Consider the following 13,570-nt stretch of genomic DNA (forward strand, 5'->3'; position numbering starts at 1 on the left):
TCAGAACAGGAAGTACCGCTGGGCCATGGGCAGTTCGGCAGCGGGCGTCGCCTCGACCAGCTCCCCGTCGATGTGCACGGCGAAACTGTCGGGATCGACCTGTACCCGGGGCCGCGCGTCGTTCTCCCGCATGTCGGCCTTGGTCACCCCGCGCGTCGACTCGATCGCGACGAACCGCTTCCCGAGCGAGAGCCGCTCCGGCAGCCCGTCCTCGATGGCGAGCGGCGCCACGAAGTTGAAGGAGTTCGAGGCAGGCGCCCGCCCGATCGCCCCGTACATCGGCCGCGGCAGGATCGGCTGCGGCGTCGGGATCGACGCGTTGGCGTCGCCCATCTGCGCGTAGGCGATCTGCCCGCCCTTGACGACGAGATGCGGCTTGACCCCGAAGAACGCGGGCTCCCACAGCACGAGATCGGCGAGCTTGCCGGTCTCCACCGACCCGACCTCCCGCGCAAGCCCCTGCGCGAGCGCCGGATTGATCGTGTACTTGGCCACGTACCGCCGTACCCGCCGGTTGTCGGCCCGCCCGTCACCCGGCAGCGCTCCGCGACGCCGCTTCATCACGTGCGCGGTCTGCCAGGTCCGCATGACGACCTCGCCGACGCGCCCCATCGCCTGGGCGTCCGACGAAATGATCGAGATGGCGCCCAGGTCGTGCAGGATGTCCTCCGCCCCGATGGTGGACGGCCGGATCCGCGACTCGGCGAACGCCAGGTCCTCCGGCACCGCCGGGTTGAGGTGGTGGCACACCATCAGCATGTCGAGGTGTTCCTCGGCGGTGTTCACGGTGTACGGCCGCGTCGGGTTCGTCGAACTCGGCAGTACGTGCGGCTCGGAGACGACGGTCATGATGTCCGGCGCGTGCCCGCCGCCCGCGCCCTCGGTGTGGTAGGCGTGGATGCCGCGCCCGGCGATCGCCGCAAGGGTGTCGCCGACGAACCCGGCCTCGTTCAAGGTGTCCGTGTGAATGGCGACCTGGATACCCGTCCGGTCCGCCACGGTCAGCGAGGCGTCGATGACGGCGGGCGTGGAGCCCCAGTCCTCGTGCAGCTTCAGGCCCAGCGCCCCGCCGCGGATCTGCGACAGCATCGCCTCGTGCGAGACGGTGTTGCCCTTGCCGAGGAAGCCGATGTTGAGCGGGTACTGCTCCATCGCCTCCAGCATCCGCGCGAGGTGCCAGGGGCCGGGCGTCACCGTGGTCGCCTTGGAGCCCTCGGCCGGTCCGGTGCCGCCGCCCACCAGCGTGGTGATGCCTGCGGACAGCGCCTCGTCGGCGATCTGCGGGCAGATGAAGTGGACGTGTGCGTCGATGGCGCCGGCGGTCAGGATCCGCCCGTTGCCCGCGATGACCTCGGTCTCGGGGCCGATCACCAGGTCCGGGTGGACGCCGTCCATGGTGTCGGGGTTGCCGGCCTTGCCGATGCCGGTGATCCGGCCGTCGCGGATGCCGACGTCGGCCTTGACGATCCCCCAGTGGTCGATGATCACCGCGCCGGTGATGACGGTGTCCGGGGTGCCCTCCGCTCGCGTGGCACGCGACTGGCCCATGGATTCGCGGATGACCTTGCCGCCGCCGAACACGGCCTCGTCGCCGGCGAGTCCGGGCCCGCCGGAACGGTCCTCCTCGATCTCGACGATCAGGTCGGTGTCGGCGAGCCGGATGCGGTCGCCGGTGGTGGGGCCGAACAGGTCGGCGTACGCGGCACGCGAGATCTCAGGCATCGAGGGCACCTCCGGTCTCCCCGCGCAGCCCGGGCACCACACGGGCGCCGGCGAGCGGGACGAGTTCGACGTCGGCGGGGATCCCGGGCTCGAAGCGCACGGCCGTACCCGCGGCGATGTTGAGCCGCTTGCCGCGGGCGGCGGCGCGGTCGAAGTCCAGGCCGGGGTTGGCCTCGGCGAAGTGGTAGTGGGAGCCGACCTGGACGGGCCGGTCGGCGGAGTTGAGGACGGTCAGCCGGGTGACCTCGCGGCCGTCGTTGTACACAACGGGCCCGTCCGCGAACAGCATCTCGCCGGGAATCATCGGGGCCTCCTCAGACGATCGGGTCGTGGACGGTGACGAGCTTGGTGCCGTCCGGGAAGGTGGCCTCGACCTGGACGTCGTGGATCATCTCGGGGATGCCCTCCATGACGTCGTCCCGGGTAAGGATCTTGCGCCCGGAGGCCATCAGCTCGGCGACCGTACGGCCGTCACGGGCGCCTTCGAGGATGTGCGACGTGATGAGGGCGACCGCCTCGGGGTGGTTGAGCTTGAGCCCGCGGGCCCGGCGCTTCTCGGCGACGTCGGCCGCCACGTGGATGAGCAGCCTCTCTTGCTCGTGCGGGGTCAGTTGCACGTCCCACCTCACAGTCCTCACCCGGACCGTGCGGGGTCCGGTTGCCGCGGCCACGGGGCAAAGTCCCTGGTGGCGTGGATCGGCAGGCTAGTTGGACCGAGTTTCAAGCAAGTTAACCGAGCTGTGATCCTGCACGCTCATCAAGGCGCGCAGACCGTCCCCCAGGACCTCGGCCGACGCAGGTCCGAACAGGGCCTGCTGAGCGAGGAAGCCCATCGCGGCGGCCATCATCGTGCGGGCCACGCGGTCCGGTGACACGTCCGGCCTCATCATCCCGGTTTCCTGGTACGCCTCCACGATCCGCGTCCAGGTCGCCTGCACGGCGCCGTAGCCCTCACGCAGAAGGCCCGCGAGCTCGTCGTTGCGGAGTGTCTCGGTCCATACCTGGACGACCAGCCGCGGGAACGCGGGCCGCCCGTCCACGGTCAGCGACTCCTTGGTGGCGAGGACGCGGCCCAGCACCGACGCCACGAGGATGTCCGGGGGCGGGGGCGGGCTGTTGCGGGCCTCCTCCTCGAAGCCGTCGTGGACCTGACCGAGCACCTCCGCGACGATCGCGGCGATCAGCTCCTCCTTGCCGCTGAAGTAGCGGTAGACGGCGCCCGCGGAGAGGTCGACCTCCTTCAGCACGTCCTGCATGGACGTGGCGTGGAAGCCATTGCGTGCGAAGCACAGTGCGGCGCCGTCGAGGATCTGCCGGCGGCGGGCGTCGAGGTGTTCCTGGGATACGCGGGCCATGGTTCCCACAGTAAAACGAACGTTCTTTCTTGACAAGAAGGCCGTGTCGCAGGACGGTGGCCGTACAACTAAAACGAACGATCCTTCTTTTTGATCGCACCCGTCAGGGAGTTCCCATGCCCACCCGCCGCCTGGTCGCAGTCGCCGTCCTCGCCCCCCTCCTCGCCGCCCTGGCGCTGTGGGCCTTCGCCTGGCCCGCCGCCCGCACCGCGCCCCGCGACCTGCCGCTCGGCGTGGCCGGCCCCCCGGCCGCGGCGGCTCAGGTGGAGAAGCAGCTGGAGCAGAAGAGGGGCGCGTTCGAGATCCACCGCTATGCCGACGAAGCCGCCGGCCGGAACGCGATCAAGGACCGGGCCGTATACGGCGCGGTCGTCGTGACGCCCCAGGGCCCCGAACTGCTGACCGCGTCGGCCGCGAGCCCGACGGTCGCACAGTTGCTCCAGCAGGCGGTCGCGCGGCAGGCAGCCGCCCATGGCGCGCAGATCCGTACGGTCGACGTCGTGGCCGCCCCGGCGACCGACCCTCGCGGCGCAGCCCTGAACGCCAGTGTGCTGCCGCTGGCCCTGGCCGGGATCGCGGCGGGCTCGCTGGTGACCATGACCGGACTGCGCGGCGCGCGTGCCGTGGCCGCGCTCATCGGAGCCGCCGCGCCGGTCGGCGCGGCCGCGGCCGGCATCGCGCACAGCTGGCTCGGGGTGCTCGCGGGCAACTGGTGGGCGGAGGCCGGCGTTCTGGGCCTCGCGACACTGGCCGTGAGCGCCGCCGTCGCCGGACTCGCCGCCCTGTTCGGCCGGGCCGGGCTCGGCATCGCCGCGGGCACCGTGATGCTCTTCGGCAACCCCTTCTCGGGTGCGCCCTCGGCCCCGCAGATGCTGCCCGAGCCTGTCGGCACGATCGGCCAGTGGCTGCCGCCGGGGGCGAGTACGACCCTGCTGCGCTCGGTGTCGTTCTTCGACGGCGCGGCGGCGACCGGCCCCGCGTTGACGCTCTCCTGGTGGGCCCTGCTGGGCCTTGGCGCGGTACTGCTCGGCCGCGTGCTGAAGGCACGCGGGAAGGCCACCGAGCCCGTCCCCGAACGGGACCTCGCCCCCGTCGGCTGACCGCCGTCACACCGAAGCGACCGTGCACCCCCCTGTAGCGGACGGGGATGCACGGTCTTCGTCTTCCCTACGACGCGCCGGTGCCCCGATGATGCGCCGCGATGCCGAAACGCTGCTGTTCGCGGGGAGCGGACGCCACCTCGCGGACGGTGGAGACCGAGCTGATCACCTGCTCCTCGGCAGGCTCCGGCAGCTCCTGGAGCTCCTCCAGTCGTTCCAGGTCAGCGGCGGAGACCAGGGCGACGAGGGGCTTTCCGTGCCGTGTCACGACGACGCGCTCACCGCCGTACACCACCCGGTTGATCAGGTCGGCGAGCTCAGCCCTGGCTTGCGTCACCGGAATCTCGTAGGCCATACCCCCATCATAACGTCATGTACGTCCTGTACATTTTTTACAGACGCAGAAGGAGGGGTACCGATGACCCGACCGTCCGCCCGTTACGTCCTGCCCGAGTTCACCGAACGCACGAGCTCCGGCACCAGGACGATGGATCCGTACTCCAAGCTGCTGGAGGAACGGATCGTCTTCCTCGGGACACCGATCGACGACACCTCGGCGAACGATGTGATGGCGCAGTTCATGCACCTCGAGTACCAGGCCCCGGACCGGGACATCTCGCTCTACATCAACTCCCCGGGCGGCTCGTTCACCGCCATGTCGGCGATCTACGACACGATGCAGTACGTCGGCTGCGACGTGGAGACGATCTGCCTGGGGCAGGCCGGCTCGTCCGCCGCGGTGCTGCTGGGGGCGGGCACGCCGGGCAAGCGGTTCGCGCTGCCGGGCGCGCGCGTGGTGATCCATCAGCCGCTCCTGGCCGAGCCCGTCGAGGGACAGGCCAGCGATCTGGCCATCCAGGCGGCGGAGTTGGGCCGGCTGCGGGCCCGGCTGGAGGAGATGCTCGTCCGGCACACGGGACGCAGCCCCGAGCAAGTGAGCGCCGACATCGAGCGGGACAAGATCCTGGACGCCCAAGAAGCCGTGGAGTACGGACTGGTGGACCGGATCATCCCCAGCCGCAAGTCCACTCTCACCCCGCCCACCGGGCGGTGAGCGGCCGGTGCTGCCACCCGAACTTCCGCCGCTGCCCGCCCTCACGCGCGCCGAGGGCGAGTTGATCGACCGTTACCTCGACGTGGTCGACCTGCTCGGCCGCATCAACCCGGCGCAGCACGGCGACACGTATCGCGGGCTGCGGGCCGCGCAGGCACTGGTGAGCAAGGCGGCACAGCTGCGGGACGCCCTGGCGCTGATGCACCAGCGGGGCGAGACCGAACTGCACGCCCCGACGCTGGGGCGCGCCCTGCGGGTGCTGGACGGGGAGCGGCGCACCGCCCGGGTCACGATGCCGCCGCAGTCCAACAGTTGACGCACCTGCGGCCGGTCCGGGCCTCCCGCCCCGTCGGCGGAGCGTCCGGGCCGGAGTTCAAACGGACCAAATGGCGTACCCCCTTTTGGCGTAGCCGCGGCTCCTTTTTCGCGACCGTCAGGGTTGCGCAACGCGCCTGCCCCAATGGCGGAATGAAGCGCTCCACCGCTGGTCCGAGGCTCCTCGGGGGCCTCAACACTCCCTCGAACACAGGGGTGTCCACCCGAACGGGTGAGTGGTGAGTAACGACACAAACCCCCGGTTCCATTGGGATTTTCGGACTTGTGTGGGCGAAGATCCCTGTCTGACGACAAGCCCCCGCCGCAGCGGCGGGGCGATCCGGGCGGACGCCGAGTCCTGCCGCCGCCCGGATGACCGGTCGACAGGAGTGGATCGGCAGGAGTGGAGGACCCGAGCAAGACGGGTCGCCGGAACGGTCACGCCATGACCGGGCCGAGCAGCCCTTGGGGTGAAGCCGCAGCAGCGGCCGGGCAACTTCGCCAGCCCGAATCCGACAGGTCATCCTTCACAGGCGGCTGACGAAGGGTTGCGCATGACTGCGCTCAATCGTGTCCCGTCGCTGATGGTCCGGGCCGGTACGGCCTCGGCTCTCACCATCGCCGCAGTGGGCGGCTCCATCGTGGTCCCGGGTGTCGCCTCCGACGCCGCGGCCGCCACGTCGGCGACGAAGGCGCTCCAGATCGCGGCTTCCAAAAAGGGTTCCCCGTACAAGTGGGGCGCCTCGGGACCGCGCCGGTTCGACTGCTCAGGGCTCACGCTGTACTCGTTCAAGAAGGCGGGCAAGACGCTGCCCCGTACGGCGGCCCAGCAGTACAACAAGACCCGGCACATCTCCGCGAAGAACCGGGAGGCCGGAGACCTGGTGTTCTTCCACTCGGGCTCCAACGTCTACCACGTCGGCATCTACGCCGGGAAGGGCAAGATCTGGCACGCCCCGAAGACCGGGGACGTCGTGAAGCTGCAGAAGATCTGGACCTCCAGCGTCTGGTACGGCCGGGTCAGCTGACTCTCCCGCGGGGGCGCCGGCACCTGACACGCCGCCGCCCCCGCGGGGCCTTACACGGCCATCAGAGCCCCCCTGAAGGGGCGCGGGGAACTGCGCGACCGGCCACGACGACTCCACAGACGACCGACGGCACCTCGCACTCCGGGCATTGTTGAGCGACTTACGGCTCCTGCTGCCCCGCAGCCGTCACCGGCTGCCCCCGCACCGTCCACGGAAGTTCGATCGTGACCGTCTTGCCGCCCTCGCGGGTGGGGCGGACATGAAGTCGGCCGCCGCATTCGGCGGCCAGCCACCGGATGATCACCATGCCGCGGCCGTTGTCCTGCTGGACCGCCGCCGGCAGGCGTTTGGGGAAGCGGGGGTGGCTGTCCGTGACGCCGATGCGGAGCCGTTCGTCACGGTGGAGGTCGATGTCCACCGTGAAGGTGGGTGACTGACCGAAGGTGTGCTGTACGGCGTTGGTGGCGAGTTCGGAGACGATGAGGCGGACGGTCTCGGCGGCTTCCGTGTCCGCCGGCAGCCCCCACTCGGCCAGCGTGCTGACCACGAAGCCGCGGGCCGCGGAGACCGAGGCGGGATCGCTCGGCAGAGTGACGGATGCTTCCAGATGGTCTGCCATGGCGCGGTCGTCCCTTTCCCACGGGACCGGAGTCCGACACGAAGCGGATGGTTCGAGTACGGTCCCGGACTGGTGCTTCGTCGCCAGACTGCCATTACCGCGCCCGTCACGGGTGGCGATCCACCAAGATGTGCATATATCTGTCGCTCAAAGCGGTGAACTCTGCGACGGGAGACCGTATTTGGGTGGCCCGGAAGGAGTAAGGAGAAGCGCATGCAACACGGTCCCGCGGTGCGCCGTCGGAAGCTGGGCGCCGAACTGCGTGCGTTGCGCACGAGCGCGGGGCTCACCAGTGGTGAGGCGGCCCGGCTCGTGGGCTGGCACCAGTCGAAGGTGAGCCGGATCGAGACGGGCGCCAGCGGGGTGAAACCGGCCGATGTGCGGTTACTCCTGGACGCCTACGCCGTGGCCGACGCCCAACTCCGTGAGTTGCTGCTGGTGTTGGCCGGTTCCGACGAGGGAGGCGGCCGGCACCACTGGTGGCACGCCTATCGCGGGGTACTGCCGCCGACCTACCGCGATTTCATCAGTCTGGAGTCCCAGGCGAGCGCGATGAGCACGCTGGAGACATCCGTCGTGCCCGGCCTTCTGCAGACGCCCGCATACGCGCGTGCGGTGACCCGGGCAGCGGTCGGCGGACTGGACGACGAGCGGCTGGACGCCCTGGTCGAAGTACGGCTGGCCAGGCAGGACGTGCTGCGTGCGGATCCGCCGCTGGAGCTGAGCGCGGTGCTGGACGAGGCGGTGCTGCGCCGGGAGATCGGCGGACCCGGCGTCATGGAGCAGCAGCTCGATCGGCTCCTCGAAGCGGCGCGTCTGCCTCAAGTGCGGCTTCAGGTACTGCCGTTCGCGGCCGGGGCGCATGTCGGCGTCACCGGGCCTTTCGTAATCTTCTCATTTTCGAGCACTTCTGATCTGGACGTGGTTGTTCTCGACCACTTGACGAGTAGCCTCTACCTCGAACGGAAAGAAGACCTCCGGGCCTACACCGAGGCCTTCAACGCCCTTCAGATCCACGCCCTTTCGCCCGAGGACTCGTTGGATTACATCGCCGGGATAGGTGACGGCGCGTAAGGAGGCACCATGTCCGCACTGCCTCGGAACGTACCTTCCAGTACCGATCTGCACGACGTGCGGTGGCTGCGCAGCAGCTACAGCACGGGTGCGAACAACTGTGTCGAGACGGCACGGCCGTGCTCCGGCCCCTGGGCCGGGCTGCTCGCCGTGCGCGACTCCAAGGACCCGTCCGGGCCCGCCCTGCTCCTCTCCCCCGAGAGCTGGACGGACTTCACGGCCGCATTCAGGTCCTGATCAGTTCGATCGACCCTGATCAGTCCTGATCAGTTCCGCATCGTGCGGCACACGGCCGTGTCACGCCGACTCATGGTCGCGTCTCGCCGATCACACGTACAGCGCGTTCGATCTGTGCCTCGGAGAGGTCCGCGCGGGCGGTCAGCCTCAGCCGTGAGATGCCGTCGGGCACGGAAGGAGGACGGAAGCAGCCCACGGCGAGGCCCGCCGTACGGCAGTCGGCCGCCCATTGCACGGCCCCCTCCGGGGACGGAGCGCGCACGGAGACGACCGCGGCGTCCGGACGTACCGCTTCGTGACCCGCGGCGGTCAGGCGTGCGTGCAGCTCGGCGGCGACCGCACGCGCGCGTGCCGCCCGCTCCGGCTCGCGGCGCAGCAGCCGCAGCGCCGCGAGAGCCGCCCCCGCCGCGGCCGGGGCGAGTCCCGTGTCGAAGATGAAGGTGCGGGCCGCGTTGACGAGGTGCTCGATGACCCGGGCCGGGCCGAGGACGACCCCGCCCTGGCTGCCGAGCGACTTGGACAGCGTGGCCGTCACGACGACGTCGTCGGCGCCCGCGAGGCCCGCCGCGTGCGCGGCGCCGCGGCCCCCTTCGCCGAGGACGCCGAGGCCGTGGGCGTCGTCGACCAGCAGTCCGGCGCCGCGCTCCCGGCAGGCGGCGGCCAGTTCTGCCAGCGGGGCGGCGTCCCCGTCGACAGAGAACACCGTGTCGGAGACAACGACCGCCGTGGCCGCGCTGTCCTCGTGTGTCTGCAGCGCCTTGCGCACCGCCTCCGGGTCGGCGTGCCCGACGACCTGTGTGGTCCCCCGGGCCAGCCGGCAGCCGTCGATGAGGGAGGCGTGGTTGCCCGCGTCGGAGACGATCAGCGAGCCGTGCGGGGCCAGCGCGGTGACCGCCGCGAGGTTGGCCGCGTAGCCGGAGGAGAAGACGAGTGCCGCCTCGAAGCCGCAGAAGCCGGCCAGCTCGCGCTCCAGCTCGGTGTGGAGTTCCGTCGTACCGGTGACCAGCCGCGAACCGGTCGAGCCGCCGCCCCAGGTCCGCGCGGCCTCGGCCGCGCCCTCGGCGATCTCGGGGTGGTGGGTCAGGCCCAGGTAGTCGTTGCTCGCGAGGTCCAGCAGCGGGGAGTCGGCCGGGCGCGGGCGCAGGGTCCGTACGAGTCCGGCGCGGCGGCGCAGCTCCGCCTGTTCGTCCATCCAGCCGAACGCCATTGCTCCTCCGGGGCTTTTGTAGGCAGTGGACAGACACTAGCCGGACGGGCCGCACCCCATGGTGTGGCAATACACACACGACGAAGTGCCGCTGTTGTTCATTCTCTCCTTGGCCGGGAGCGCTTCCGTAAGACAGGATCGGCTCTCATGGACCTGCTGAACACGCTGGTGGACAAGGGGCTTCGGCGCGAGCTGCCGACCCGTGAAGAAGCTCTGGCCGTCCTCGCCACTTCCGACGACGACGTGCTCGATGTGGTGGCCGCGGCCGGAAAGGTGCGCCGGCACTGGTTCGGCCGACGGGTGAAACTCAACTACCTCGTCAACTTGAAGTCCGGACTGTGTCCCGAGGACTGCTCGTACTGCTCCCAGCGGCTCGGTTCCAAGGCCGACATCCTGAAGTACACCTGGATCAAGCCGGACGAGGCCTCGCAGGCCGCGGCGGCCGGACTGGCGGGAGGCGCCAAGCGGGTGTGCCTGGTGGCGTCCGGGCGCGGGCCGACCGACCGGGACGTGGACCGGGTCGCCGGCACCATCAAGGCGATCAAGGATCAGAACGAGGGCGTCGAGGTGTGCGCCTGCCTCGGTCTGCTCTCCGACGGCCAGGCGGAGCGGCTGCGTGAGGCGGGCGCGGACGCCTACAACCACAACCTGAACACGTCCGAGGCGACGTACGGGGACATCACGACCACGCACACGTACGCCGACCGGGTGGACACCGTGACCAAGGCGCACGCGGCCGGTCTGTCCGCCTGCTCCGGTCTGATCGCGGGCATGGGCGAGAGCGACGAGGACCTGGTGGACGTGGTCTTCTCGCTGCGCGAGCTGGACCCGGACTCGGTGCCGGTGAACTTCCTGATCCCGATGGAGGGCACTCCGCTCGCCAAGGAGTGGCACCTCACCCCGCAGCGCTGCCTGCGGATCCTGGCGATGGTGCGGTTCGTGTGCCCGGACGTCGAGGTGCGTATCGCGGGCGGCCGTGAGGTCCACCTGCGCACGATGCAGCCCCTGGCGCTGAACCTGGCCAACTCGATCTTCCTCGGCGACTACCTCACCAGCGAGGGCCAGGCCGGCAAGGCCGACCTGGAGATGATCGCGGACGCCGGGTTCGAGGTGGAGGGCGCGGGCGAGGTGACCCTGCCGGAGCACCGGGCCACGTCGGGCGGCGGCTGTGGTTCGCACGCCGGGGCCGGCTGCGGGTCCCACCAGGACGGCGGCTGCGGGTCGCACGAGGACGGCGGTGTCTGCGGTACGGCTGCCTCGGCGCCGTCGGCCGAGCCCCGCACCGATCTGGTCGCCATGCGCCACCGCGGCGTGGGTACGGATCTCGCACCCAATGCCTGATCTGCCCGTGTCCGAGCTGCTGGAGCTCGACCGGCGGCATGTGTGGCATCCGTACGGGCCGATGCCCGGCCGTGTCGAACCGCTCGTCGTGGAGTCGGCGAGCGGGGTGCGGCTGCGGCCGGCGGACGGCTCGGGGGAGCTGGTCGACGGCATGTCGTCCTGGTGGTCGGCCATCCACGGCTACAACCACCCGGTGCTCAACGAGGCCGCCCGTGACCAGCTCGGCCGGATGAGCCATGTGATGTTCGGCGGGCTCACCCACGAGCCCGCCGTCCGGCTGGCGAAGCATCTTGTCGACATGTCGCCGGACGGTCTGGAGCATGTCTTCCTCGCCGACTCCGGTTCGGTGTCGGTCGAGGTCGCGGCCAAGATGTGCCTGCAGTACTGGCGTTCGCTGGGCCGGAGCGGCAAACAGCGGCTGCTGACCTGGCGCGGCGGCTATCACGGCGACACCTGGCAGCCCATGTCGGTGTGCGACCCCGAGGGCGGGATGCACGAACTGTGGAGCGGGGTACTGCCGCGCCAGGTGTTCGTGGACGCGCCCCCGGCCGAGTACGAGGAGTCGTACGCGGAGCAGCTGCGCTCGGCGATCGAGCGGCACGCCCACGAACTGGCCGCGGTGATCGTCGAGCCGGTGGTGCAGGGCGCGGGCGGGATGCGCTTCCACTCCCCCGCGTATCTGCGGGTGCTGCGCGAGGCGTGCGACGCGCATGACGTCCTGCTGGTGTTCGACGAGATCGCGACCGGGTTCGGCCGTACGGGCGCCCTTTTCGCGGCCGACCACGCGGCCGTGACGCCCGACGTCATGTGCGTGGGCAAGGCGCTGACCGGCGGCTACATGACGATGGCGGCGACGCTGTGCACGTCCCGTGTGGCCGACGGCATCTCGCAGGGCGAGGTGCCGGTCCTGGCCCACGGCCCGACGTTCATGGGCAACCCCCTCGCCGCGGCCGTCGCCTGCGCCTCGATCGAGCTGCTGCTCGGCCAGGACTGGCTCGGCGAGGTCAAGCGGATCGAGACGGGACTGCGGGAGGGGCTGGCACCCGCTCGCGAGGTCCCGGGCGTGCAGGATGTACGCGTCCTCGGCGCCATCGGCGTCGTCCAGCTGGACCACGCCGTCGACATGAAGGCCGCCACGGAGGCAGCCGTGCGCGAGGGCGTGTGGCTGCGGCCGTTCCGCGACCTGATCTACACGATGCCGCCGTACGTCACCGGGGACGCCGACGTGGCACGGATCGCGCGCGCGGTGTGCGCGGCGGCGCGGGAGGGATGAGCATGACGGTCCTGGTGATCACCGGCACCGGCACGGAGGTCGGCAAGACGGTCACGACCGCCGCGGTCGCCGCCTGTGCCCTCGCGGCCGGCCGGTCGGTGGCCGTGCTGAAGGCCGCGCAGACGGGCGTACGGCCGGACGAGCCCGGGGACGCCGCCGAGGTCGCCCGGCTCGCGGGCGCCGTGACCACGGCCGAAATCGCCCGCTTTCCCGAGCCGCTGGCACCGGAGACGGCCGCGCGACGGGCGGGCATGGCCCCGGTGCGTCCGCAGGACGTCGCCGAGGCCGCCGCCAAGCTGGCCGCCGAGCACGACCTGGTGCTGGTGGAGGGCGCGGGCGGACTGCTCGTCCGGTTCGACCCGGCGGGCGGGACGCTGGCGGACGCGGCGGAGGCGCTGAAGGCGCCGGTGCTGGTGGTGGCGTCGGCGGGCCTGGGCACGCTGAACACGACGGAACTGACGGCACGTGAACTCCGTTCCCGGCGGCTCGACCTGGCCGGAATCGTGATCGGCAGCTGGCCCGACACCCCCGACCTCGCCTCCCGTTGCAACGTGGCGGACCTGCCGCAGGTGGCCGACGCACCTCTGCTGGGCGCCCTGCCCGCCGGAGCGGGCTCACTGGCCCCCGCCGACTTCCGTACGGCGGCATCGAGTTGGCTGGCGCCGCGGCTGGACGGGACGTGGGACGCGGAGGCGTTCCGGGGGCGGGAGGCGCCGTAGACGCGACGGCGCAGGCCGGATGGTTCAGCCGGAGTGCTCGTTCGCCTCGACGAGCCGGGCGAGGTTGGCCAGCGCCATGCGCGTGCCCGTCTCGTTGTCGGCGGCAGGCACGGCGTCGGGGATCCCCTCGTGCACGACGAGGACGTCGGTGCCGCCGTCCGCGGCGGTGAGCGTGGTGGTCATCGTCATCGTGCCGCGCAGCGCTGGGTCCTCGGTCTCGAACTCGAGCACCTCGACGACCTGCTCGTCCGGCACGAGCTTCGCGAAGTGGCCGTGGTAGGTGTCGGTGTGCACGGCCGACTTGCCGGTGCCGGCCGGCGCGTCGTAGGTGAGCGAGACGCGGAACCGCCCGCCTTCGCGCGTATCGAATTCATGCACATGGCTGCTCATACCGTCCGGCACACGCCATGCGGCGATCGCGTCGGCGTCCAGCAGTGCCCGGTAGACCGCCCGGGGCGCGGCCTGCATGTGCCGTGAGACCTGCGACGAGTACATGAAGCCAACGTAGCCCTCGGCAAGGTCTCAC

General features: G+C 70.8%; 17 protein-coding genes and 1 riboswitch. Of the genes, 9 read left to right on the forward strand and 8 right to left on the reverse strand.

The window, feature by feature from the left end; all coding sequences use genetic code 11:
- From LJ657_RS35185 to LJ657_RS35200, 4 genes are all read right to left on the reverse strand, one after another.
- A complete protein-coding gene (locus tag LJ657_RS35185) occupies positions 1-1,722 on the reverse strand; it encodes an urease subunit alpha (protein ID WP_232652968.1) in 1,722 nt (573 codons plus the stop codon).
- The gene (locus LJ657_RS35190) at positions 1,715-2,026 is read right to left on the reverse strand and encodes an urease subunit beta (RefSeq protein ID WP_232652969.1); all 312 of its coding nucleotides are present in this window, start codon (positions 2,024-2,026) and stop codon (positions 1,715-1,717) included. Before LJ657_RS35190 ends, LJ657_RS35185 begins: the two co-directional genes overlap by 8 nt.
- A gap of 10 nt (positions 2,027-2,036) precedes the next feature.
- Positions 2,037-2,339 carry an urease subunit gamma gene (locus LJ657_RS35195; RefSeq protein WP_190897035.1) on the reverse strand — a complete coding sequence of 101 codons (303 nt, stop codon included), beginning with the start codon at positions 2,337-2,339 and terminating at the stop codon, positions 2,037-2,039.
- A gap of 87 nt (positions 2,340-2,426) precedes the next feature.
- Complete coding sequence (locus LJ657_RS35200; protein ID WP_232652970.1) at positions 2,427-3,077, reverse strand: TetR/AcrR family transcriptional regulator; 651 nt, start codon at positions 3,075-3,077, stop codon at positions 2,427-2,429.
- Positions 3,078-3,193: 116 nt separating this feature from the next.
- Between LJ657_RS35200 and LJ657_RS35205 the strand changes: the two genes are divergently transcribed.
- The gene (locus LJ657_RS35205) at positions 3,194-4,177 is read left to right on the forward strand and encodes an ABC transporter permease (RefSeq protein WP_232652971.1); all 984 of its coding nucleotides are present in this window, start codon (positions 3,194-3,196) and stop codon (positions 4,175-4,177) included.
- A 67-nt stretch (positions 4,178-4,244) separates the two neighbouring features.
- Here the strand turns inward: LJ657_RS35205 and LJ657_RS35210 are convergent, their stop codons facing one another.
- Complete coding sequence (locus LJ657_RS35210; protein WP_123963640.1) at positions 4,245-4,532, reverse strand: type II toxin-antitoxin system Phd/YefM family antitoxin; 288 nt, start codon at positions 4,530-4,532, stop codon at positions 4,245-4,247.
- 63 nt (positions 4,533-4,595) lie between these two features.
- Between LJ657_RS35210 and LJ657_RS35215 the strand changes: the two genes are divergently transcribed.
- The 3 genes from LJ657_RS35215 (at position 4,596) to LJ657_RS35225 (ending at position 6,574) form a co-directional block, all read left to right on the forward strand.
- Positions 4,596-5,231 (forward strand): ATP-dependent Clp protease proteolytic subunit, encoded by a 636-nt coding sequence (locus tag LJ657_RS35215; RefSeq protein ID WP_232652972.1) that lies wholly within the window; start codon positions 4,596-4,598, stop codon positions 5,229-5,231.
- A gap of 7 nt (positions 5,232-5,238) precedes the next feature.
- Positions 5,239-5,547 (forward strand): hypothetical protein, encoded by a 309-nt coding sequence (locus LJ657_RS35220; protein ID WP_232652973.1) that lies wholly within the window; start codon positions 5,239-5,241, stop codon positions 5,545-5,547.
- 416 nt (positions 5,548-5,963) lie between these two features.
- Positions 5,964-6,097, forward strand: a riboswitch (cyclic di-AMP (ydaO/yuaA leader).
- Positions 6,098-6,100: 3 nt separating this feature from the next.
- Complete coding sequence (locus LJ657_RS35225; protein WP_232652974.1) at positions 6,101-6,574, forward strand: C40 family peptidase; 474 nt, start codon at positions 6,101-6,103, stop codon at positions 6,572-6,574.
- A 160-nt stretch (positions 6,575-6,734) separates the two neighbouring features.
- Here LJ657_RS35225 and LJ657_RS35230 read toward each other — a convergent pair whose 3' ends face one another.
- Positions 6,735-7,193, reverse strand: a complete 459-nt coding sequence (locus tag LJ657_RS35230; protein ID WP_232652975.1) for an ATP-binding protein — start codon at positions 7,191-7,193, stop codon at positions 6,735-6,737.
- A gap of 213 nt (positions 7,194-7,406) precedes the next feature.
- Here LJ657_RS35230 and LJ657_RS35235 point away from each other — a divergent pair, with 213 nt between their 5' ends.
- Together LJ657_RS35235 and LJ657_RS35240 are read left to right on the forward strand one after the other, a co-directional pair.
- Positions 7,407-8,267, forward strand: coding sequence for a helix-turn-helix domain-containing protein (locus LJ657_RS35235; protein ID WP_232652976.1), 861 nt, complete (start codon positions 7,407-7,409; stop codon positions 8,265-8,267).
- A gap of 9 nt (positions 8,268-8,276) precedes the next feature.
- The gene (locus LJ657_RS35240) at positions 8,277-8,504 is read left to right on the forward strand and encodes a DUF397 domain-containing protein (RefSeq protein WP_232652977.1); all 228 of its coding nucleotides are present in this window, start codon (positions 8,277-8,279) and stop codon (positions 8,502-8,504) included.
- Positions 8,505-8,574: 70 nt separating this feature from the next.
- Here LJ657_RS35240 and LJ657_RS35245 read toward each other — a convergent pair whose 3' ends face one another.
- Positions 8,575-9,711 (reverse strand): 8-amino-7-oxononanoate synthase, encoded by a 1,137-nt coding sequence (locus LJ657_RS35245; protein ID WP_232652978.1) that lies wholly within the window; start codon positions 9,709-9,711, stop codon positions 8,575-8,577.
- Between the two features lie 147 nt (positions 9,712-9,858).
- Between LJ657_RS35245 and bioB the strand changes: the two genes are divergently transcribed.
- Genes bioB through bioD form a run of 3 tightly spaced genes read left to right on the forward strand, consistent with a single transcriptional unit; the run spans position 9,859 to position 13,044 of the window.
- Positions 9,859-11,052, forward strand: coding sequence for a biotin synthase BioB (gene bioB, locus LJ657_RS35250; RefSeq protein ID WP_232652979.1), 1,194 nt, complete (start codon positions 9,859-9,861; stop codon positions 11,050-11,052).
- Positions 11,045-12,325 (forward strand): adenosylmethionine--8-amino-7-oxononanoate transaminase, encoded by a 1,281-nt coding sequence (locus LJ657_RS35255; RefSeq protein WP_232652980.1) that lies wholly within the window; start codon positions 11,045-11,047, stop codon positions 12,323-12,325. Before bioB ends, LJ657_RS35255 begins: the two co-directional genes overlap by 8 nt.
- A 2-nt stretch (positions 12,326-12,327) precedes the next feature.
- The gene (gene bioD / locus LJ657_RS35260; RefSeq protein WP_232652981.1) at positions 12,328-13,044 is read left to right on the forward strand and encodes a dethiobiotin synthase; all 717 of its coding nucleotides are present in this window, start codon (positions 12,328-12,330) and stop codon (positions 13,042-13,044) included.
- 24 nt (positions 13,045-13,068) lie between these two features.
- On the opposite strand, the gene LJ657_RS35265 is transcribed toward bioD, so the two are convergent.
- Complete coding sequence (locus tag LJ657_RS35265) at positions 13,069-13,539, reverse strand: SRPBCC domain-containing protein (RefSeq protein WP_232652982.1); 471 nt, start codon at positions 13,537-13,539, stop codon at positions 13,069-13,071.
- Between the last annotated feature and the right edge of the window lie 31 nt (positions 13,540-13,570).

The organism is Streptomyces guryensis (assembly GCF_021261325.1).
Taxonomy (GTDB): domain Bacteria; phylum Actinomycetota; class Actinomycetes; order Streptomycetales; family Streptomycetaceae; genus Streptomyces; species Streptomyces guryensis.

Excerpts from the sequence above, each read along its gene's own strand:
- bioD (WP_232652981.1), top strand. The coding sequence starts at position 12,328 with ATGACGGTCCTGGTGATCACCGGCACCGGCACGGAGGTCGGCAAGACG.
- LJ657_RS35205 (WP_232652971.1), top strand. The coding sequence starts at position 3,194 with ATGCCCACCCGCCGCCTGGTCGCAGTCGCCGTCCTCGCCCCCCTCCTC.
- LJ657_RS35185 (WP_232652968.1), bottom strand. The coding sequence starts at position 1,722 with ATGCCTGAGATCTCGCGTGCCGCGTACGCCGACCTGTTCGGCCCCACC.
- LJ657_RS35230 (WP_232652975.1), bottom strand. The coding sequence starts at position 7,193 with ATGGCAGACCATCTGGAAGCATCCGTCACTCTGCCGAGCGATCCCGCC.
- LJ657_RS35190 (WP_232652969.1), bottom strand. The coding sequence starts at position 2,026 with ATGATTCCCGGCGAGATGCTGTTCGCGGACGGGCCCGTTGTGTACAAC.
- LJ657_RS35235 (WP_232652976.1), top strand. The coding sequence starts at position 7,407 with ATGCAACACGGTCCCGCGGTGCGCCGTCGGAAGCTGGGCGCCGAACTG.
- bioB (WP_232652979.1), top strand. The coding sequence starts at position 9,859 with ATGGACCTGCTGAACACGCTGGTGGACAAGGGGCTTCGGCGCGAGCTG.
- LJ657_RS35200 (WP_232652970.1), bottom strand. The coding sequence starts at position 3,077 with ATGGCCCGCGTATCCCAGGAACACCTCGACGCCCGCCGCCGGCAGATC.
- LJ657_RS35210 (WP_123963640.1), bottom strand. The coding sequence starts at position 4,532 with ATGGCCTACGAGATTCCGGTGACGCAAGCCAGGGCTGAGCTCGCCGAC.
- LJ657_RS35215 (WP_232652972.1), top strand. The coding sequence starts at position 4,596 with ATGACCCGACCGTCCGCCCGTTACGTCCTGCCCGAGTTCACCGAACGC.
- LJ657_RS35245 (WP_232652978.1), bottom strand. The coding sequence starts at position 9,711 with ATGGCGTTCGGCTGGATGGACGAACAGGCGGAGCTGCGCCGCCGCGCC.
- LJ657_RS35255 (WP_232652980.1), top strand. The coding sequence starts at position 11,045 with ATGCCTGATCTGCCCGTGTCCGAGCTGCTGGAGCTCGACCGGCGGCAT.
- LJ657_RS35265 (WP_232652982.1), bottom strand. The coding sequence starts at position 13,539 with ATGTACTCGTCGCAGGTCTCACGGCACATGCAGGCCGCGCCCCGGGCG.
- LJ657_RS35240 (WP_232652977.1), top strand. The coding sequence starts at position 8,277 with ATGTCCGCACTGCCTCGGAACGTACCTTCCAGTACCGATCTGCACGAC.
- LJ657_RS35225 (WP_232652974.1), top strand. The coding sequence starts at position 6,101 with ATGACTGCGCTCAATCGTGTCCCGTCGCTGATGGTCCGGGCCGGTACG.